Raw genomic sequence first — 19,770 nt, 5'->3', positions numbered from 1 at the left:
CGCGAGAAAACCTCAGCGGGTGAACACGCGCTGCGACCGGCGGCCGACCGGGGCCGGCGGCGGGGTCGGCGGCCCGAACAGCCGCTCGAAGAACGACGGACCGGAGGAGAAACCGCCGCCATTGTTGGCGAAGGCGACGCCCGCCGGCAGCGTGGTCGCCGGGCGCGCGTAGCTCGGCTGGGCCCGGGCGACGACGTTCTCGAGGTCCTTGCTGCGGCCGCTCTTCATCAGCGCGATCATGGTGGCGTCGCGGCCGTAAATGTCCTTGCGGAACTGCAGCTTGCCGGCATCGTCGACGAACGCGGTCTGGTAGGTGATGTTGACCGGGATGGGCGTCGGGAACTTCAGGTCGACCTCGCTCGAGCCGTACATGCCGCGCACGCGCTCCGGCGTGTAGTGCTGGTCCGGCAGCGTGATGTTGAGCAGCACGGAGGCGTACTGATCCGGATACTGCACGCGCATGCAGCCATGGCTGAAGGCCCGCTCGTCCTTGGCGAACAGGTACTTGTCCGGCGTGTCGTGCTGATAGACCAGGAACTTGTTCGGGAAGTTGAAGCGGATGCGGCCGAGCGCGTTGGCTTCACCCGGCGGCTGCGAGATGTGCACGGAGCCGTCGCGGTTCTGCTCGAGCCGCAGTCCCATCCGCTGCAGCACCGTCGGGTCCTGCTGAAGCGCCGGCAAATACTCGTTGTAGACGATCGACGGCGGCACGTTCCATGTCGGGTTCACCGTGATGTACTTCATCGTCTCGGTGAGCATCGGGGTCGCATGATTGCCCGGCTTGCCCGTGACCACGCGCGTGGTCCAGACCTGCTGGCCGCGCTGCATGACCTTCAGCGTGAAGTCCGGGATGTTGAGGATGACGTAGGCATCGCCGAGCGAGGGCGCGCCGAGGTCGCGCGGCAGCCAGCGCCAGCGCTCCATGTTGACCAGCACGGTGTCGATCTGGCGGTCGCGTTTCGGGCTGTTCAGCGCCTTCACGGTCCTGTCGTCGAGGATGCCGGTGGTCTTGAGTTCGGCGCCGTCCTGGAATTTTCGCACGGCTTCGGAGAGCGCTGCGTCATAGCGGGTGTCGTTGGGGATTTCGGCGAGGCCGAGCTTGGCGCGCAACTGCGGCACGCGGCGATCTTCCACCACGATCTCGGGCTGCTTCTTGCCGCGGGCGGGGGTGTATTTCAGCGCCGGGCCGTCGGCGATGGTGATCACCGGGCCGTCGCCCTGGCCGCGCAGCTGCGCGAGCTTGGCCTTCAGCTCCTTGTAGAGCTTGTGCGGCGGGTTGTAGCTCTCGAGCGCCGCCGATGCATCGGCGGCGGCCGTGACCTTGGCGAGCACCTCGTTCGGGTCGGTCGGATGCTCCGGATAGAGGATGTCCGCGCTGACCTGCGACCAGTGCATCCGGCCGCTCTGCGCCTGGCGGGCGTAGTCCTGCATGCTGGCGGTGAGCTTCAGCTCGGCGTCGGCCAGCGCGTCCGGGCTGGTTGCGGCGGCGAAATCGGGAACCGGATAGTCGGCCGCATTGAGGCCTTCGGAGGCCGCATCCTTCAGCCGCGCGATCACGCCCTTGGCGGCGGCGGTGAGGTTGCCGGCCTGGGTCCAGACCGGCGCGAACTCGCGTGCGCCGTAGAACTTCTCGACCGCAGCGCGCTCGGCCTTGCGATCGAAATAGCGCGACGTCTTGGCGCCCAGCAGGTCCTTGAGCTTGTCGGCGACCGGCTGGTCGGCTGCGGGCACGTTGCTCGCGGCCTTGACGGGCTCGGAGGCCGGCTCCCTGGCGACGTCCTTCGACGGCTCGGCCGGGGTCGCGGCGGTTGCGGGCGCCGCAGGAGCCGTCGCGGTGTCGGTCTTCGGCTCGGTCTTTGCCGGTTCGGTTTTGGCTGTCTCGCTGGTCGGAGCCTCGGTGGCGGGAGCTGTGGCCGTGGGCTTGCTCTCGACCTTCTCAGGCGCCGGCGCGGCCTCCGCCTTGACGGGTTCCTTGGCGAAGTCCTTGGCAGGCTCCTGCACGGTGGCGGTGGTGTCCAGCTTGATGTCGGCGGCGGTCGGCGGCGGAACATTGGCGGGCTCGGGGCGCGGGATCGCAGCTTCGATGGCCAGCTCCGCGGCGCTGCTGCGCGCCGAGGTCTGCGCAAGGGCCGAACTCGCCGAGACCGTGAGGAAGGTCGCCGCGACCGTCATCAGCACGCGGTCGAAGCCTGCACGGTTGTTCAAACAGTCACGCATCGTGTCGCACCCCTCGGGTGGGCTGCCCCTCGCGGAGCAGCCTTGTTATCGTCCATCAGCTTCGGCTAACTGCGCCGGCTTCTCGAAAGTTGCACGCCTGCACGCAACGATTCCTACGCAGACGATATACAGGCCCCGCTTTTGCAGCCAGCGCCACCCGGGACAACTCACGACAAACTGACTTCAAGAAAGCCTCTTTGCAACGGATTGTGCGCCTCTGCCACGCGCTTTTCCCTTTGTCTGTCACTTCCCGGACACGGTTCAAATCTCCCGAAATGCGAAGGACTTAATGCGAAATACCTGCGGCCGGCCCGGCCACAGGAGGCAGCAGCGCTGCGCTAGCCGCGCTCAGTGCGTCTCCTCGCCGCTTTTGCCGCCATGTCCGGGCACTCCGGCCTCGTCCAGTTTGCGGTAGAGCGTCGAGCGGCCGATTTTAAGGCGGCGGGCGACCTCCGACATCTGCCCGCGATAATGCGCGATCGCGAAGCGGATGATCTCGTGCTCCATCTCGTCCAGGGGACGGACGTCCCCGGAGCTGGTGAGCAGTGCGAGCGATCCGGCGGTCTGGAGCGGTGCGATCGGTATGTCGCTACCCGAGATCATGGCGTGCGCTGCCGGCGTGGTCGGCTCGAGGATCAGCGGCGCGGTCGGGATATCCGTGACGTGCTGGGGGTACGTGGCAAGCAGCGGGAAATCGCCAAGGCCGAGCTGGTCGCCCTCGCTCATCACCACCGCGCGATAGACCGCATTCTCCAGCTGGCGGATGTTGCCCGGCCAGTCGAGGCGCGCGAGATGCGCCATCGCCTCGCCGCTGACGCCCGCGATCGCACGGTTCTCCTCGGCGGCAAACCGCGCCAGAAAGTGCCGTAACAGATGCGGAACGTCCTCGCGCCGCGCCCGCAGCGGCGGGACGGTCAGCGGCAGCACGTGAAGACGATAGAACAGGTCTTCGCGGAAATGGCCCTGCTTGACCCGCTCCAGGAGGTTGCGGTTGGTCGCGGAGACGATGCGGACGTCGACCTTCACGGGCTTGCGGCCGCCGACCGCCTCGACCGCGCCTTCCTGCAGCGCGCGCAGCAGCTTCACCTGTGCGGCGAGCGGCAGTTCGCTGACTTCGTCCAGGAACAGCGTGCCGCCGTGAGCCTCGACGAACTTGCCGGTGTGGCGCTCCGTCGCGCCGGTGAAGGCGCCCTTCTCGTGGCCGAACAGGATCGATTCCACGAGATTGTCGGGGATCGCGCCGCAATTGACCGCGACGAACGGTTTCGACTTGCGCTCGCCGCTGCCGTGAATGGCGCGCGCGAACAATTCCTTGCCGACGCCGGACTCGCCCTCGATCAGCACCGGAATCGAGGAGCCGGCCGCCTTCTGCGCGGTGCGCATCACATGCGCCATCGCCTCGCTTCGGGTGATGATGTCGGTGAAGGTCAGCCGGCCTTCGCGGCTGTGGCGGATGCGCTGCAACTCGCCCTTCAGCGCGCTGGTGTTGAGCGCGTTGCGCAAGGAGACCTGCAGCCGCTCCATGCCGACCGGCTTGACCACGAAATCCTGCGCGCCGGCGCGCATCGCCGAGACCACGTTGTCGATGCCGCCATGCGCGGTCTGCACGATCACGGGAACGTTGAGGCCCGCCTCGCGGATCTTCGCCAGCACGCCCATGCCGTCGAGGCCGGGCATCACGAGATCCAGCACCACCGCGTCGATCGCGGCGGCGTCCGGGGCGGTGAGGGCGGCGATCGCGGCATCGCCGGACTCGACGACGACGGTCTCATACCCGCATTTTTGCACCATGTTCTCGACTAGGCGGCGCTGTACGGCGTCATCGTCGGCAATCAAAATACTGGCAGCCATGGTGTTCCCCGCACGCTACAACTATCTGTCTCGAATCGGGGCACTCTCGCCGATGCCGATTAACGCACTCTTAAACCTTGCCGACCCGTCCCATTGCGATCGTTGAACACAGGTTTCCAACACGATGACTTCGCGCTCCAAGCATACTCTCCGAAAATCGAACACAAAGAAGGCCGCCGCCAAGGCCAGCTCCGGAACGCCAGCGGCCAAGACCGGCAAGCTGCCGGAATGGAACCTCGCCGATCTCTATTCCGGGATCGACGCGCCGGAAGTGGCGCGCGACCTCGCGAAGATGGATGCCGATTGCGTCGCGTTTGAGACCGACTACAAGGGCAAGCTCGCAGCCGGAACGGCGAGCGAAGGCGGCGGACCATGGCTCGCGCAGGCGGTGCGACGCTACGAGGCGATCGACGACCTCGCGGGACGCCTGGGCTCCTACGCCGGCCTCGCCCACGCCGGCGACAGCGTCGACCCGGGGATCTCGAAATTCTACGGCGACGTGTCCGAGCGGCTGACCGCCGCGTCCACCCATCTCCTGTTCTTCGCGCTCGAGCTCAACCGCATCGACGACGACCTGCTGGCGCGCGCGATGGCCGCGCCGGAACTTGCGCACTACCGGCCGTGGATCGAAGACCTGCGCAAGGAGAAGCCGTACCAGCTCGAGGACAGGCTCGAGCAGCTTTTCCTCGAGAAGGCGCAGACCGGCTACTCCGCCTGGAACAGGCTGTTCGACCAGACCATCTCCTGCCTGCGCTTCAAGGTCGGCGCGAAGGAGCTCGCGATCGAGCCGACGCTCAACCTGCTGCAGGACCGCGACGGCAAGAAGCGCAAGAGCGCCGCGGAGGCGCTGGCCAGGACCTTCAAGGCCAACGAACGCACCTTTGCGCTCATCACCAACACGCTTGCCAAGGACAAGGACATCGCCGACCGCTGGCGCGGCTTCCAGGACGTCGCGGATTCCCGCCATCTCAACAACCGCGTCGAGCGCGAGGTGGTGGACGCGCTGGTCGCCTCCGTGCGCGCGGCCTACCCGAAACTGTCGCATCGCTACTACGCGCTGAAGGCAAAATGGTTCGGCAAGAAGCGGCTCGCCTATTGGGACCGCAATGCGCCGCTGCCGTTCGCCGCGAATGGTACCATCGCGTGGCCGGAGGCGAGGGCCACGGTGCTGACCGCCTATCGCGGCTTCTCGCCCAAAATGGCCGAGATCGCCGAGCGCTTCTTCACCGACCGCTGGATCGACGCGCCGGTGCGTCCGGGCAAGGCGCCGGGCGCGTTCTCGCATCCGACGACGCCGTCGGCGCATCCCTATGTGCTGATGAACTACCAGGGCAAGCCGCGCGACGTGATGACGCTCGCGCACGAGCTCGGTCACGGCGTGCATCAGGTGCTGGCGGCGAGGAACGGCGCGCTGATGGCGCCGACCCCGCTCACGCTGGCGGAGACCGCGAGCGTGTTCGGCGAGATGCTGACCTTCAAGCGGCTGCTGGCGCAGACCAAGAGCGCCAAGCAGCGCCAGGCGCTGCTCGCCGGCAAGGTCGAGGACATGATCAACACCGTGGTGCGGCAGATCGCGTTCTATTCGTTCGAGCGCGCGGTGCATACCGAACGCAAGAACGGCGAGCTCACCGCGACGCGCCTCGGCGAGATCTGGCTGTCGGTGCAGGGCGACAGTCTCGGTCCTGCGATCGAGATCAAGGCGGGATACGAGAACTACTGGATGTACATCCCGCACTTCATCCATTCGCCGTTCTACGTCTACGCCTACGCGTTCGGCGATTGTCTGGTGAACTCGCTCTATGCGGTCTACGAGCATGCCGCCGACGGCTTTGCCGAGCGTTATCTCGACATGCTCGCGGCCGGCGGCACCAAGCACTATTCCGAGCTGCTCCGCCCCTTCGGGCTCGACGCCAAGGACCCGAAATTCTGGGACGGCGGCCTCTCCGTGATCGCCGGCATGATCGACGATCTCGAGGAGATGGGCTGAGGCGGAGCCCGACTCGAAATCCTGCTCGCCGGCATTGAACGTTCACGCCTCCGGCAAGACTAACCCTGTGCGGCACGACCATTTGATTTTACAATTTTCGATTGTAGAATCTCCGGCGCCTGTCTGGGGAGACGGACATGGCCAGCGAGCAAGATCGACTGCAGGCGCAGGCCTACGAACCCAATCTGCCGGCGGCGGCCGACGAGACGGCATGGGACACGCAGTTCGGCCGCATTCTCGCGACCGAGCGCGAGGCCATCAACAGCCGCCGGGCGAGGCTCGAAGCCGACCGCGTAGCGGAGGAACGTCGGCGCGCCGACGCTGATGCGAAGCCCGGCGAGCCGTTCGCGCCGCTCGGTGCGAACGATGACGAGGTTGCCGACACCGTGGCGCTTGCGCTGTCCGGCGGAGGAATCCGCTCGTCGGCCCTTTGTCTCGGCGTGCTGCAGGCGCTCAACCACCACGACCTCATCAAGCGCATCGACTATCTGTCGACGGTCTCCGGCGGCGGCTATATCGGCAGTGCGTTCTCCGCGACCACGACGGCGTCGGGACGATTCGTGTTCGGGGAGAAACCGGCTCCCGCGACCGCGGCGCGCGCCAGCGAGATCAGCGACACGCCGGCGGTCGGCCATATCAGGAACTATTCCAACTATCTGATCCCTGCGGGCGCGCGCGACTTCTTTACCGGCATTGCGATCGTCGTCCGCGGTCTCGTCGCCAATGCCGGCTTCGCGTTTCCGATGGTGCTGGCGCTCGCGGCGGTGACGATCCTGTCGAACCCGGCGCGGTCGTGCCTCTACGCGCCCAATCTGTTCGGCCTCGGCGTGAGCAACGGGCAGGTCTTCTCCTTCATCGGCGACTATCCGATCCTCAAGACGTTCGGCTTCACGCTGCTCGGAATCGTGGTTGCATTCGCCTTCCTGATCGTCGGTCTCATTCACCGCGCGGTCTCGCCGGTCGATCGCCGGGTGTTCTTCCGCTATCTCGTCGGCGTCACCCTGATCATGGGCGTGATCTGCAACGCGGCGCATTATTTCCCGGTGACCCATTTCGCGCTGACGCTGTCCTCCGGGCTCCTGGGGCTCGTGCTGTTCTTCGGCTGGGCGCTGTGGCGCTCGTTCCTGCGCGACGACCGGCTGCAGGAGTTCCGCGGCCATTGGCCAACGATGGGGGCGACCTACCTGGTGCTGGTCGGCATCATCGCCTTCTTCGAATTCCAGCCCTTCATGATCGCGCAGATGTTCGGCGTCGCGGACGGTGGCGGCACCGATCAGGCCGCCGGCCTGATCGCCGGGGTCGTGATCGGCTGGATCAAGTCGCTCGCCGCCATCACCGCGCCGATCGCCGCGGCGGTGACGCTGTTCAGGCAGCAATTCGCCGGTCTGCTGAAGGGCGCCGGCGCCTCCGATCTTCCGTCGCGGATCCTCGCCTATGTCGCTGGCGGGGCGGTCTGGGTCGCGGGCCTCGCACTGCCGCTGCTGATCTGGATCGGCTATCTCTATCTGTGCTTCTGGGGCATCGCGAACGACAGGGTGTATGGCGCCAACAGCAGGCAGTGCGACGTCAGCGCCTGGAGCGCGGGTCTGCCAGCGCCCGCGGCCACCGTCTCGGGTCTCTCGGGCAAGATCGAGTTCGATTCGCGGGCGAAGTCGCTGTCGGCCGAGATCGCCAGCAAGGACGGCACGGCGCCGGCGCCGCCCAGGGTCACCGCGACCTCTCACATTCCCGACTGGCTGCTGTCGGGCGCGAAACTCTTCGGCGATCCCGATCCCGACCGCTGGACGATGGCGCTGCTCGGCTACTACCGAATCGCCAACAACATCAACCGGCCGATGGCCGTGATGTATCTCTGCCTTGCCGCCCTGCTGCTGGCGCTGTCATGGTTCATGCGGCCGAATGCCAATTCGCTGCACCGGCTCTACCGCGACCGGCTGAGCAAGGCGTTCCTGTTCGTGCCGGAGATGCCGAAGCGGCGCGTGGCCAAGGGCATTCCGAGCATCGATCAGGGGCGGGATTTTCCCGAACTCGATCTCAAGCTGAGCGATCTGTGCCCGCGCGCTCCGGGAGAGGCGGGAACGACCGGCTACCGTCTGGTAGCGCCCTATCACCTGATCAACACCGCCCTCAACATCCAGGGCTCGGACTATGCCAACCGCCGCGGCCGCAATGCGGACTTCTTCCTGTTCTCGCCGCTGTGGACCGGCAGCGAAGCCACTGGCTATTGCGATACCGCCAAGCTCGAATGCAAGGAAAGCGGGCTCGACCTTGCGACCGCGATGGCGATCTCGGGCGCGGCCGCGTCCTCGAACATGGGCTCGAACTCGATCACGCCGTTGACGCCGACGCTCGCGCTCTTGAACGTGCGGCTCGGCTACTGGCTGAAGAATCCGCAATATGTCGACGACCTGACGCGGCCGGAGCATCGCTCCACGCTCTATCTGTGGGCCGAGATCACGGGCCGGCTCTACGAGAACGCGGACTCGGTCTATCTCACCGATGGCGGCCACATCGAGAATCTCGGCGTGTACGAACTGTTGCGCCGGCGGAGCAAGGTGATCATCGCGGTCGACGTGGAGGCCGATGCGCCGATGAATTTTCCGTCGCTGATGACGCTGCAGCGCTATGCCCGCATCGATCTCGGCATCCGCATCGACCTGCCATGGGGCCCGATCAGGGACCGCACGTGCGCGATGATGGCGCGCAACGCCGACAGGAAGGGGGCGCCGGCACCCTCCGGCGCGCGGGATGACGCCGCGCGGAATCACGTTCATGTCGCCATCGGCACCATCGACTATGGCGTCGCTGAGCCCGGCTATCTCGTCTACATCAAGGCATCGCTCACCGGCGACGAGAACGACTATATCCGCGACTATGCGCGGCGGAACGACACGTTCCCGCACGAGACCACGGGCGATCAGTTCTTCTCCGAGGAGCAGTTCGAGGTCTATCGCGCGCTCGGCTTCCACATGACCCACGGCTTCCTGGCCGGCGACCATCCCGTGGCGGTCGGGCACGGCATCGCTCCGGACATGGTCAGGTTCACGGAGGGCGGCAATGACGCCATCGGCGCGGTGCGTGATGCTCTCGGGCTGCCCGCCGTGGCACCGCCGGGCGCAACGGTCATGGTCGCCGTGGTGGACCAGGGGTAGGGCTGCCGTAAAACATATGTTGAACGATCGACTGGGCAATGTTATACATTTGTATAACGGTCTTGCCCCGAGGAACACCAATGAAGATCGAGATCAAGAAGATCGGCAACTCGGACGGGTTGTTGCTTCCACGCGAACTGATGCAACGGCTCGACCTCAAGCGCGGCCAGCAACTGCATATCGTCGAGCTTCCCGGCGGCGGGTTTCAGGCCCTGCCATATGATCCTGATTTTGAGCGGACGATGGAGATCGCCGACGAGATCATGGACGAGTATCGCGATACGCTTGCTGCGCTCGCAAAATAATCGGCCAAGAATCGGTCAAGGGCATGAGCGAGCAGCAAGAGCCGCTTTGGATCACCTACGAACAGGCCATCGCCATTCACAGCCGGCAACTCCGTCGCTTCGGCGGCGCGCCGGGATTGCGCGACGAAGGCATGTTGCGATCGGCGCTCGAACGGCCGCTCAACAAATGGCGGTACGAGCAGGCGCCGCTGGAGGAGCTTGCCGCGGCTTATGCATTCGGGCTTGCGAAGAACCACGCGTTCGTCGACGGAAACAAACGGATCGCCTTCATGGCGATGATGGTTTTTCTCCACAAGAATGGCGCGTCCTTCTCTCCCGATCCGGCGCAGTCCACGGCCATCATCCTCTCTCTCGCCGCCGGCGAAGTCAGCGAGCGGAGTCTCATCCGCTGGATCCGCGACAATTGGGATTCCCAATGAGCCGATTTTGCGGGAATACTGCCGTCTGGTGCCGTTGCCCTGTCCGGCGGATTGCGGTAAGGCACGCCGATATTCGACTTTCGACTGGGGACATCCATGGCTAACCATAGCGAAGTGGCTTACTCGACCGCCGACGGCAACGACTACGTTGCCCACGAGCAGACCTATGAGGGCTTCATCAGGCTGGTGAAGTACGGCACCGCCGCGGTCGCGCTCGTCCTGATCCTGATGGCGATCTTCCTGACCTGATCCCCGCTCGGCCGCGTCGCCGGTCCCGGCGGTGGTCCAAGAACTAAATTGCATTCAAGCCGGTTCGAAAACCGGTATCCAACGTTGCGGGAGTAACGCTAAGCTTGCTTGCGCGCGCCATCCCGCGCCGCCGGAGGTCTCATGAAGATTGCCGTTGCCAAGGAAATCGATCCGTCGGAGCCGCGGGTCGCCGCCTCGCCGGATACGGTGAAGAAGTTCAAGGCGCTGGGCGCTGAGGTGGTCGTCGAACCGGGTGCCGGCGTCAAGTCGGGCCTGCTCGATTCCGATTTCACCGCGGCCGGCGCCACCGTCAGCGCCGATGCGGTGAAGGACGCCGACATCGTCATCAAGGTGAAGCGGCCCGAGGCGTCTGAACTCGGCAGGTACAAGCGCGGCGCGCTCGTCATCGCCATCATGGACCCCTACGGCAACGATGCCGCGCTGAAGGCGATGGCGGATGCCGGCGTCGCGGGCTTTGCCATGGAGCTGATGCCGCGCATCACGCGCGCGCAGGTGATGGACGTGCTGTCGTCGCAGGCGAACCTCGCCGGCTACCGCGCCGTGATCGAGGGCGCCGAGGCCTTCGGCCGAGCTTTCCCGATGATGATGACGGCCGCCGGCACCGTTCCGGCTGCAAAGGTGTTCGTGATGGGCGTCGGTGTCGCCGGCCTGCAGGCGATCGCCACCGCCCGGCGGCTAGGCGCCATCGTCACCGCGACCGACGTGCGGCCCGCGACCAAGGAGCAAGTGGAGAGCTTGGGCGCAAAATTTCTCGCGGTCGAGGACGAGGAATTCAAGAACGCGCAGACCGCCGGCGGCTACGCCAAGGAAATGTCCAGAGAGTACCAGGCCAAGCAGGCCGCCCTCACCGCCGAGCACGTCAAGAAGCAGGATATCGTGATCACGACGGCACTCATTCCCGGTCGCCCCGCGCCGAAGCTGGTGTCGGCCGAGATGGTCAAGTCGATGCGGCCCGGGTCGGTGCTGGTCGATCTCGCGGTCGAGCGCGGCGGCAATGTCGAGGGCGCCAGGGCAGGCGAGGTCGTCGATCTCGATGGCATCAAGATCGTCGGCTACACCAACGTGGCCGGCCGCGTCGCGGCGTCGGCCTCGAGCCTCTACGCGCGCAACCTGTTCTCCTTCATCGAGACCATGGTCGACAAGAACAGCAAGGCGCTCGCGGTGAACTGGGACGACGAACTCGTGAAGGCCACCGCGTTGACCAGGGACGGCGCCGTCGTTCACCCGAACTTCCAGCCGAAGCCGTAAGGAGACAAGCCATGGAGCATGCCGCGCAGGTCGTCGATCCCTTCATCTTCCGGCTGTCGATTTTCGTGCTGGCGGTCTTCGTCGGCTACTTCGTGGTGTGGTCGGTGACGCCTGCGCTGCACACGCCGCTGATGAGCGTGACCAACGCGATCTCCTCGGTGATCGTGGTCGGCGCGCTGCTCGCGGGCGGCGTCGCCAACGTCTCGAGCGGCTCGGGCTGGGCGCGCGGCTTCGGCTTCGTCGCGCTGGTGTTCGCCTGCGTCAACATCTTCGGCGGCTTCCTTGTCACCCAGCGCATGCTGGCGATGTACAAGAAGAAGTCCAAGTAAGCGGCACCTCGGGGTGAAGCGGCGAATGGGGACCTGAGATGAACGCCAATCTGTCTGCACTGTTGTATCTCGTGGCGGGTGTGCTGTTCATCCTGTCGCTGCGGGGACTGTCGAGCCCGGCCTCGTCGCGCCGGGGCAACCTGCTCGGCATGGTCGGCATGGCGATCGCGGTCGCCACCACGCTCGCCAATCATCCGCCGGCGGACGGGCTTGCCTGGCTGCTCGTGATCGTCGGCATCGCCATCGGCGCCGCGATCGGCGCCGTCATAGCGCGTCGCGTGCCGATGACGTCGATGCCGGAACTCGTCGCAGCCTTCCACTCGCTGGTCGGCATGGCCGCGGTGCTGGTCGCCGCCGGCGCGTTCTACGCGCCCGAAGCCTTCGACATCGGCACGCCCGGCAACATCCACACCCAGAGCCTGGTCGAGATGTCGCTCGGCGTCGCCATCGGCGCCTTGACCTTCACCGGCTCGGTGATCGCGTTCCTGAAGCTGTCGGCGCGCATGAGCGGTGCGCCGATCATCCTGCCGGCGCGGCACCTCATCAACATCGCGCTCGCCGTTGCGCTGGTGGTCTGCATCGCCGGTCTGGTCACGAGCGGCAGCGTGTTGTTCTTCTGGCTCAACGTCATCATCGCGCTGTTGCTCGGCGTGCTCATGATCATCCCGATCGGCGGCGCGGACATGCCGGTCGTGATCTCGATGCTGAACTCCTATTCGGGCTGGGCGGCCGCCGGCATCGGCTTCACGCTCGGCAACTCCGCGCTGATCATCACCGGCGCGCTGGTCGGCTCCTCCGGCGCCATCCTGTCCTACATCATGTGCCACGCGATGAACCGGTCCTTCATCTCGGTCATTCTTGGCGGCTTCGGCGGCGAGACGGCGGTAGCCGGCGGAGGCAGCGGCGAGCAGAAGCCGGCAAAACTCGGCTCGGCGGACGATGCCGCCTTCATCATGAAGAATGCGTCGAAGGTCATCATCGTGCCCGGCTACGGCATGGCGGTGGCGCAGGCCCAGCACGCGCTGCGCGAGATGGCCGACATCCTGAAGAAGGAAGGCGTCGAGGTGAAATACGCGATCCACCCGGTCGCGGGCCGCATGCCCGGCCACATGAACGTGCTGCTGGCCGAGGCCAACGTGCCCTATGACGAGGTGTTCGAACTCGAGGACATCAACTCGGAATTCGCCCAGGCCGACATCGCCTTCGTGATCGGCGCCAACGACGTCACCAACCCGGCCGCCGAGGAGGACAAGACCTCGCCGATCTACGGCATGCCGGTGCTGCAGGTCTGGAAGGCGGGCACCGTGATGTTCATCAAGCGCTCGCTCGCCTCGGGCTATGCCGGCATCGACAATCCGCTGTTCTATCGCGACAACACCATGATGCTGCTCGGCGACGCCAAGAAGGTGACGGAGAACATCGTCAAGGCGATGTAGCGATCGCGCGTTCGGCGGGGATGGCCGTCTTCACACGGCTCGCCTCAAGGTGCGCCGGTATTGAATCTGCCCGGCGATTTGCTACAGCTCTCTCCGAAGCGAGGGATCCTGCGGATGAGCGCGCATAGCCCGATGCCCCGATCGGCCTGGATGTTTCCGGCGCTGGCCGTGCTGCTGTTCGCGGCCGTGACCGCGACGGGCTATGTCTTCACGCTTTCGCCGGGCGGGCTCGTGTTCGCGGTCGTCCTTCTCGTGGTCCTGTTCGGCACAGTCTTTGCGGCGGTCCACCATGCCGAGGTGATCGCGCACCGGATCGGCGAACCCTACGGCACCCTCGTGCTGACGCTTGCGGTGACCATCATCGAGGTCGCGCTCATCACCACGATCATGCTGGGTGAGACGCCTGCACCGGCGCTGGCGCGCGACACCGTGTTTGCGGTGGTGATGATCGTCTGCAACGGCCTGGTCGGCATCTGCATCTTCATCGGCGGCCTGCGCTATCGCGAGCAGGGCTTTCAGGTCTCGGGCGCCAATGTCTATCTCAGCATGCTGTTTGCGCTCGCGACCATCACACTGATCATGCCCAACTACACGACGACCACGCCGGGGCCGGTCTATTCGACCGCCCAGCTCGGCTTCGTCGACGTGGTCACGCTCGCGCTCTACGGCGTGTTCCTCTACACCCAGACCGTCCTGCACCGGGACTATTTCGTAAACGAGGCGGCGGACGGGGAGGGCGGCGAGGCGCAGATGTCGGGCAGGATGTTCACGTTCAGCGTGGCGCTGCTCCTGGTCTCGCTGCTTGCGGTCGTGCTGCTGGCGAAGAAATTCTCCCTGGTGGTCGATGCGGTCGCGCTGCGGATCGGCGCGCCGCCGGCGTTCGCGGGCCTCCTGGTCGCGCTCCTGATCCTGCTGCCGGAGGGCGTCTCGGCGATTGCGGCGGCGCGCAAGAACGACCTGCAGAAGAGCATCAATCTCGCGCTCGGCTCCTCGATTGCGACCATCGGATTGACGATCCCCGCGGTTGGCGTGGCCACCTACCTGCTCGACACGCCGCTCGAGCTCGGCCTCAGCTCGCAGAGCAGCATCCTCTTGCTGCTGACCTTCCTCCTGAGCATGCTGACCTTCGGCACCGGTAGGACCAACGTGCTGTTCGGGCTGGTCCATATGGTGGTATTCGCCGTCTTCGTGTTCATGGTCTTCGTGCCCTAACCGGGGAGAATGAGATGCTTGCCGCCAGATCCGAGGTTCAGGTCGACAACGCCGAGGTCCGGGTCACCGAGTGGCGGCTTCCGCCAGGCAGCGCCACCGGTCATCACGTCCACGGGATGGACTACGTGATCGTTCCCGTCACGGCGGGCGAAATGACCATCGTGGCGCCCGACGGCGGACGCTCCAAGGCGCAGCTTGCGGCCGGCAAGTCCTACTTCCGCAAGGCCGGGGTCGAACACGACGTGCTCAACGAAACCGCGTCCGAGATCGTGTTCCTGGAGGTCGAGTTGAAGCCGTAAATGCGGCTTTACGATTTGCCACCGATCCGTCGCAGTTGATCCCTCACTATGCCTCAAAGTTCCCGCATCAAATCGCGGGGAGTGGCCGGCATGCTGAAATACCTCGCTAAAATCTCGATGGATATCTTTCCCTCGGTGCTCGCGACGATCATCGGGGCCTACATCGTCAATCACTACATCAACGCCAGGCCGGCGGCCGACACCCCTGCCGCCGCGGTCTCGACTGCCGACACCAAGAAGAACGCCAAGCCTGCCAAGGGCGCCACGGATGTCGCCAACCTGCCGGCGCCGGGAATCAAGGCCAAGGGCATCTCCGAGAAGGCGGTCCTGGACAAGCCGGCGACCGAGGCGCCTGCCGAAAAGGCCGGCGACCAGCCGGCCGAGATCAAGCCCGCCGAAACAAAGCCCGTCGAGAGCGCCGCCGCCCCGCGCAATCACCAGCCCGCTCCGCGCGAAAAGGCGGTCGCCAAGGCGACGCCCGCCCCGGTCGTCGCCGCACCCGCCGTCACGCCCCCTGCCGTGGAAACCGGTGCCGCGACGCCAGCCACCCCGGACGCCAATGATCTCGCGCGCGCGGCGATCGAGCGCCTGCGCAGGACCACTGACAAGACGCCGGAGGCCGTGCCGCAGGAGACCGCCCGCGCCGGCGAGGCGCTGCGCGCTCAGGAGGCGGTTCGCGTGGTGACCATGGCCCCGCCGGCCGCACGGCCGCTGCCGCCGCCGATCACGGTGTCGACCCCCGGTCCGGAGGCCTATGGCAGCCCGGCCGCATCGTCGCCGGCGAGCCCGCCCTACACCGCTTCGGTCGCAACCGATGATGCGAACCGGCCGACCCCGCCGGCCGATATCCCGGTCCCGGTGGTGATTGCGCCGCCGCTCGATCTGCGCGCCGACGCGGCCGGCCCGACGATGCCGAGGGCGAGGGCCAACGTCGCCGACGAGATGCTGTCGGGGGTCAAATCGATGTTCCATGCGGTGCTGCCGAAGGCCGTGACCACGGACTGAGATCCGCCGTTCCCACCGATCCCTCAGCCGCCGACGCGGGCGAGCCCGCTGCGTGCGGCTTCGTCATGCGGCCGGAGCGCCACCGCCTTGGTGTAGGACGCCGCGGCCCTGGCCTTGTCGCCGAGGCGCTCATAGGCGAGCCCTCGTGTGGTCCACACCTGCGCATTGCGCGGGTCGGCTTCGGAGGCCTCGTCGAGATCGGCGGCGGCTTCCTTGACCTTGCCGAGCGCGAGATAGCTGATGGCGCGGCCGAGCAGGGGATCCGCCTTCTGCGGATTGAGGCCGCTGGCCGCGCTGAAATCCGCGATCGCGAAGTCGTGCTCGTCGTTGGCCTGGTAGATCAGGGCGCGGCCATACAGCGCCTGCGCGTTGTAGGGATCGAGCGCGACGGCGCGATTGAACTCCTCCAGCGCCGCGGCGCTCTGGCCCGATTTCGCCAGCGTCTGGCCGCGCGCGGTGTGGCTCTGCGCTTCGCTGGCATTGCCCGAACTGGCGGTGCTTTCGACGGGAGCGGCCTCCGCCGGCTTCTCCTTCTCGGGCAGCAGCGATCCCAGGTCGAACGAGCAGCCGGACAGCAGGATCGCCGTCACCGCCAGCGCGACCGGTCGCCAGGACCGGGGCCGGGTCGCGCCGTGCTCAGGGAGAGGGCAGGCCATCTACGGTTCGCTCGCGCTCGTGCCGTACGGGAGTGCCCTGTCCCTATGGAAGGCACCACTGCAAAACAATAACGCGGGCCCAAGGCCCGCGTCACCGAAAACTCTGTCTTGCAATTTTGCTCTAAATCAGCGCGGACCGCGCGGACCAGCACCCGGGCCGCCACGACCAGCGCCACGCTCGCCACCCGGGCCGGCGCCGAACACCGGCTTCGGCTTCATCGGCAGCAGGCCCTCGCGCTGCAGCTTCTTGCGGGCGAGCTTGCGCGCGCGGCGCACGGCTTCGGCCTTCTCACGGGCCTTCTTCTCGGAGGGCTTTTCGTAGTGACCGCGGAGCTTCATCTCGCGGAAAATCCCCTCGCGCTGCATCTTCTTCTTCAGCGCCTTGAGGGCTTGGTCGACGTTGTTATCGCGAACGAGAACCTGCACGCGGCATCCTCTTCAGTGGATCGGATTTGAATTCTGGTAAAGCAAAGGGGATGGCGGAAAAGCCCGGCCCTCGACCTTGAGCGCGCGGATGTATCAGACAAAACCCGGGCTGTCCACCTGCCCGCGCCGAATTTGAGCGAGAAATCGGGCGCTCTTGGGCCGGATTATGCGCTCTTCGGCGACCCCAGGCCGGCGTGCGGGTCGACCTGGGTCACGTGTCCCATCTTGCGGCCCGGGCGCGGCGCGCCCTTGCCGTAGATGTGGACGGTGGCTCCGGGAACCGTGAGCCAGTCCTCGTACTGGTTGATCTCGTCCCCGATCAGGTTGGTCATGGTGACCGGGCCGTGCCGCACCGGCTTGCCGAGCGGCCAGCCGGCAATGGCGCGGATGTGCTGCTCGAACTGGGAGATCGACGCCCCGTCGAGCGTCCAGTGTCCGGAATTGTGCACGCGCGGAGCGATCTCGTTGACGAGCACCTTCGGTCCCGCGCCGTTGGCGAGCACGAACATCTCCACCGCCAGCACCCCGACATAGTCGAGCGCGCCGGCGATCTTCGCTGCGATGCCGCGCGCCTCGTCCGCCAGCGCATCCGGGATCGCCGCCGGCGCCCGCGAGACCTTCAGGATGTGGTCGCGGTGCTCGTTCTCGGTGACGTCGAAACACTCGACCTGTCCGTCCGCGGAGCGCGCGGCAATCACGGAGATCTCGCGCTCGAACGGCACGAAGGCTTCCAGGATCGCCGACTTGGTGCCGAGGCTGGTCCAGACCTTGGCGATGTCGTCGCCCTCGCGGATGATCGCCTGGCCCTTGCCGTCATAGCCGAAGCGGCGCGTCTTCAGCACGGCCGGCAGCCCGATCGCATCGATTGCAGCGCACAGCGACGCCACCGACGTCACGTCGGCATAGGACGCGGTGCCGATGCCGAGCCGCGTCACGAAATCCTTCTCGGCGAGGCGATCCTGCGTCGTCTCCAGCACCTTGCGGTTGGGCAGCACCGGGCGGCGGGCGTCCAGCACCATCGCGGCCGCCGCCGGCACGTTCTCGAACTCGTAGGTGATGACGTCGACGTCGTTGGCGAACAACTCCAGCGCCTCGACGTCGGCATATTCCGCGCAGGTCGCGTTCAGCACGACGTCGAAGGCCGGCGAGTCCGGATCGGGCGAGAACACCTGGCAGCGCAGGCCGAGCCGCGCCGCCGCCATCGCGAGCATGCGTCCCAATTGTCCGCCGCCGAGGATTCCGATGGTGTCGCCGGGCTTCAGCTTCACCCGCTTCGCGCCAGTCACGCCTTGTCCTCCGGGCGCTCGGCCACGGCATCGGTCTGCGCCTTGCGCCAGGTTGCGAGCCGGCCGGCAAGGGCCGGATCCGACAGCGCAAGGATGCTGGCGGCGAGCAGCGCCGCGTTGATCGCGCCCGCCTTGCCGATCGCGAGCGTCCCGACCGGGATGCCGGCGGGCATCTGGACGATCGAATACAGCGAATCGACGCCCGACAGTGCCTTGGATTCCACGGGAACGCCGAACACCGGAAGCTCGGTCAGTGACGCCGTCATGCCGGGCAGATGCGCGGCGCCGCCGGCGCCGGCAATGATGACCTTGAAGCCGGCCGCCTTGGCGCCCCTGGCGAAGGCAAACAGCCGGTCCGGCGTGCGGTGGGCCGAGACGATCCGGGTTTCGCTCGTCACGCCGAGCGCGGTGAGCGTTTCGGCGGCGTGCCGCATGGTTTCCCAGTCCGACTGGCTTCCCATGATGATGGCGATCGGCGCGGTCATGAGGTGAATTGTGCTCGGGAATCCAAAAACATAGGCCGGATTATAGGGTCGGGTCCGGCGCTCGCAAGGCGGTGGCAAGGAGAAGGGAATGCACTATCCTGTCTTGGTTAAACCCCGCAAGCCTTCATTGAGCAGGAAGCCCATGAAGAAACGAAAAAGGGCGGTCGCTGCGAAGGCCAGGGTGGGCCGGAAGGGCGGTGGAATCCGCAGCCGGATCGCGGCAGCCAAGCCGGCCCGCCGGTCCGATGACGCCGGCCGGGCGCAAACGACCATTCGCGGCCTGCGCAGCAAGCTGACGGCGGCACTGCGACGGATCGAGGAACTCGAGGCCGCCGCCGACACCGACTTCCTGCTCGGGATTCCCAACCGGCGCGGCTTCGAGCGAGAACTGCACCGCGCGATCGGCTACATCAATCGCTATCGTGCCGGCGGCGCGCTGATCGTGCTCGACGTCGACCGCCTGAAGCCGATCAACGATGTCTTCGGTCACGCCGCCGGCGACGAGGTGCTCAAGGCCATTGCAGCGATGCTGACGCGGCAGGTGCGCTCCTCCGACATGGTCGGGCGGCTCGGCGGCGACGAGTTCGCGCTCCTGCTGTGGAATCTGAGCGAGACCGACGCCAAGGCCAAGGCCGCGGCGCTCGAACGGGCGATCGACGAGATGTCGTTCACCTTCGGCGGCAAGCGCGTGAACGCCGGCGCCTCTGCCGGCGTTGCGCTCTTGGGTCCGCATGCGCAAGCCGGCCGCGCGCTGGAGCGGGCCGATGCGGCCATGTATGCGCGAAAGGCGCAGCGCCGGCACGAGGCGAGATCATGATCGCGCGGTCGCAGGGCATGATCCGGAAAAGTGTGAAGCGGCTTCCCGAAAGGATCATGCTCGAACAAAGTCCTGAAGCGCGATGAAGCTATATCGCGCTTCAGAGCGCGCTGAGATCTTCCGGCACGTTGCCGAAGCTGCGCAGCAATCTGGCATCGCCGAATTCGCCGGTCGTGGGATCGCCGCTGCGGCTGAAGGCGATCGCGCCGATATGTCCAGCCACGCGCGCCAGGATTTCGGCGCGCCGCAACGCAGCCGTCGAGTTCTGGCATTCCTCCGCGGTCCCGGCGACCGGCGATCCATCTTCGTCCGTCAGGAAGGGCATCGCAACGTAGTAGGTGACATCGGGCATGGTCTTGCTCCGCTGGCT

General features: G+C 66.3%; 19 protein-coding genes. 12 read left to right on the top strand and 7 right to left on the bottom strand.

Features of this window, described 5'->3' with window-relative positions:
* Positions 1 to 12 precede the first annotated feature (12 nt).
* Positions 13 to 2,217: a L,D-transpeptidase family protein gene (locus KGM94_RS07370; RefSeq protein ID WP_300256418.1), complete on the bottom strand. Its 2,205-nt coding sequence runs from the start codon at positions 2,215 to 2,217 to the stop codon at positions 13 to 15.
* A 348-nt stretch (positions 2,218 to 2,565) separates the two neighbouring features.
* Positions 2,566 to 4,068 (bottom strand): sigma-54 dependent transcriptional regulator, encoded by a 1,503-nt coding sequence (locus KGM94_RS07365; protein ID WP_300256416.1) that lies wholly within the window; start codon positions 4,066 to 4,068, stop codon positions 2,566 to 2,568.
* Between the two features lie 124 nt (positions 4,069 to 4,192).
* Here KGM94_RS07365 and KGM94_RS07360 point away from each other — a divergent pair, with 124 nt between their 5' ends.
* The 11 genes from KGM94_RS07360 (at position 4,193) to KGM94_RS07310 (ending at position 15,730) form a co-directional block, all read left to right on the top strand.
* Positions 4,193 to 6,055, top strand: a complete 1,863-nt coding sequence (locus KGM94_RS07360) for a M3 family oligoendopeptidase (protein WP_300256414.1) — start codon at positions 4,193 to 4,195, stop codon at positions 6,053 to 6,055.
* A gap of 137 nt (positions 6,056 to 6,192) precedes the next feature.
* Positions 6,193 to 9,207 carry a patatin-like phospholipase family protein gene (locus KGM94_RS07355; protein ID WP_300256412.1) on the top strand — a complete coding sequence of 1,005 codons (3,015 nt, stop codon included), beginning with the start codon at positions 6,193 to 6,195 and terminating at the stop codon, positions 9,205 to 9,207.
* A gap of 80 nt (positions 9,208 to 9,287) precedes the next feature.
* Entirely contained in the window at positions 9,288 to 9,512 is a 225-nt protein-coding gene (locus KGM94_RS07350; protein ID WP_015664446.1) for a MazE family transcriptional regulator, read from the top strand.
* Between the two features lie 23 nt (positions 9,513 to 9,535).
* Entirely contained in the window at positions 9,536 to 9,931 is a 396-nt protein-coding gene (locus tag KGM94_RS07345; RefSeq protein WP_300256405.1) for a type II toxin-antitoxin system death-on-curing family toxin, read from the top strand.
* A 96-nt stretch (positions 9,932 to 10,027) separates the two neighbouring features.
* On the top strand, positions 10,028 to 10,180 hold the full coding sequence (locus tag KGM94_RS07340) for an aa3-type cytochrome c oxidase subunit IV (RefSeq protein WP_300256404.1): 153 nt from the start codon (positions 10,028 to 10,030) through the stop codon (positions 10,178 to 10,180).
* A gap of 141 nt (positions 10,181 to 10,321) precedes the next feature.
* Positions 10,322 to 11,449: a Re/Si-specific NAD(P)(+) transhydrogenase subunit alpha gene (locus tag KGM94_RS07335; RefSeq protein ID WP_300256402.1), complete on the top strand. Its 1,128-nt coding sequence runs from the start codon at positions 10,322 to 10,324 to the stop codon at positions 11,447 to 11,449.
* 11 nt (positions 11,450 to 11,460) lie between these two features.
* A complete protein-coding gene (locus tag KGM94_RS07330) occupies positions 11,461 to 11,778 on the top strand; it encodes a proton-translocating transhydrogenase family protein (RefSeq protein ID WP_300256401.1) in 318 nt (105 codons plus the stop codon).
* 38 nt (positions 11,779 to 11,816) lie between these two features.
* On the top strand, positions 11,817 to 13,214 hold the full coding sequence (locus tag KGM94_RS07325) for an NAD(P)(+) transhydrogenase (Re/Si-specific) subunit beta (protein WP_300256399.1): 1,398 nt from the start codon (positions 11,817 to 11,819) through the stop codon (positions 13,212 to 13,214).
* Between the two features lie 114 nt (positions 13,215 to 13,328).
* On the top strand, positions 13,329 to 14,426 hold the full coding sequence (locus tag KGM94_RS07320; RefSeq protein ID WP_300256397.1) for an ionic transporter y4hA: 1,098 nt from the start codon (positions 13,329 to 13,331) through the stop codon (positions 14,424 to 14,426).
* A 14-nt stretch (positions 14,427 to 14,440) separates the two neighbouring features.
* Positions 14,441 to 14,725, top strand: a complete 285-nt coding sequence (locus KGM94_RS07315; RefSeq protein ID WP_300256395.1) for a cupin domain-containing protein — start codon at positions 14,441 to 14,443, stop codon at positions 14,723 to 14,725.
* A gap of 90 nt (positions 14,726 to 14,815) precedes the next feature.
* Positions 14,816 to 15,730 carry a hypothetical protein gene (locus KGM94_RS07310; RefSeq protein ID WP_300256393.1) on the top strand — a complete coding sequence of 305 codons (915 nt, stop codon included), beginning with the start codon at positions 14,816 to 14,818 and terminating at the stop codon, positions 15,728 to 15,730.
* Between the two features lie 23 nt (positions 15,731 to 15,753).
* Here the strand turns inward: KGM94_RS07310 and KGM94_RS07305 are convergent, their stop codons facing one another.
* From KGM94_RS07305 to purE, 4 genes are all read right to left on the bottom strand, one after another.
* Positions 15,754 to 16,386, bottom strand: a complete 633-nt coding sequence (locus KGM94_RS07305; RefSeq protein ID WP_300256391.1) for a tetratricopeptide repeat protein — start codon at positions 16,384 to 16,386, stop codon at positions 15,754 to 15,756.
* 126 nt (positions 16,387 to 16,512) lie between these two features.
* Positions 16,513 to 16,812 (bottom strand): 30S ribosomal protein S21, encoded by a 300-nt coding sequence (rpsU, locus tag KGM94_RS07300; protein ID WP_300256389.1) that lies wholly within the window; start codon positions 16,810 to 16,812, stop codon positions 16,513 to 16,515.
* Positions 16,813 to 16,976: 164 nt separating this feature from the next.
* Positions 16,977 to 18,098 (bottom strand): 5-(carboxyamino)imidazole ribonucleotide synthase, encoded by a 1,122-nt coding sequence (locus tag KGM94_RS07295; protein ID WP_300256387.1) that lies wholly within the window; start codon positions 18,096 to 18,098, stop codon positions 16,977 to 16,979.
* Positions 18,095 to 18,583 carry a 5-(carboxyamino)imidazole ribonucleotide mutase gene (purE, locus tag KGM94_RS07290; RefSeq protein ID WP_300256385.1) on the bottom strand — a complete coding sequence of 163 codons (489 nt, stop codon included), beginning with the start codon at positions 18,581 to 18,583 and terminating at the stop codon, positions 18,095 to 18,097. Before purE ends, KGM94_RS07295 begins: the two co-directional genes overlap by 4 nt.
* A gap of 142 nt (positions 18,584 to 18,725) precedes the next feature.
* Between purE and KGM94_RS07285 the strand changes: the two genes are divergently transcribed.
* The gene (locus tag KGM94_RS07285) at positions 18,726 to 19,400 is read left to right on the top strand and encodes a GGDEF domain-containing protein (protein ID WP_300256383.1); all 675 of its coding nucleotides are present in this window, start codon (positions 18,726 to 18,728) and stop codon (positions 19,398 to 19,400) included.
* Between the two features lie 100 nt (positions 19,401 to 19,500).
* Here the strand turns inward: KGM94_RS07285 and KGM94_RS07280 are convergent, their stop codons facing one another.
* Positions 19,501 to 19,752: a hypothetical protein gene (locus tag KGM94_RS07280; protein ID WP_300256442.1), complete on the bottom strand. Its 252-nt coding sequence runs from the start codon at positions 19,750 to 19,752 to the stop codon at positions 19,501 to 19,503.
* Between the last annotated feature and the right edge of the window lie 18 nt (positions 19,753 to 19,770).

The organism is Bradyrhizobium sp., assembly GCF_028868675.1.
GTDB lineage: Bacteria > Pseudomonadota > Alphaproteobacteria > Rhizobiales > Xanthobacteraceae > Bradyrhizobium.
This window is presented reverse-complemented; position numbering and strand designations above follow the sequence as displayed.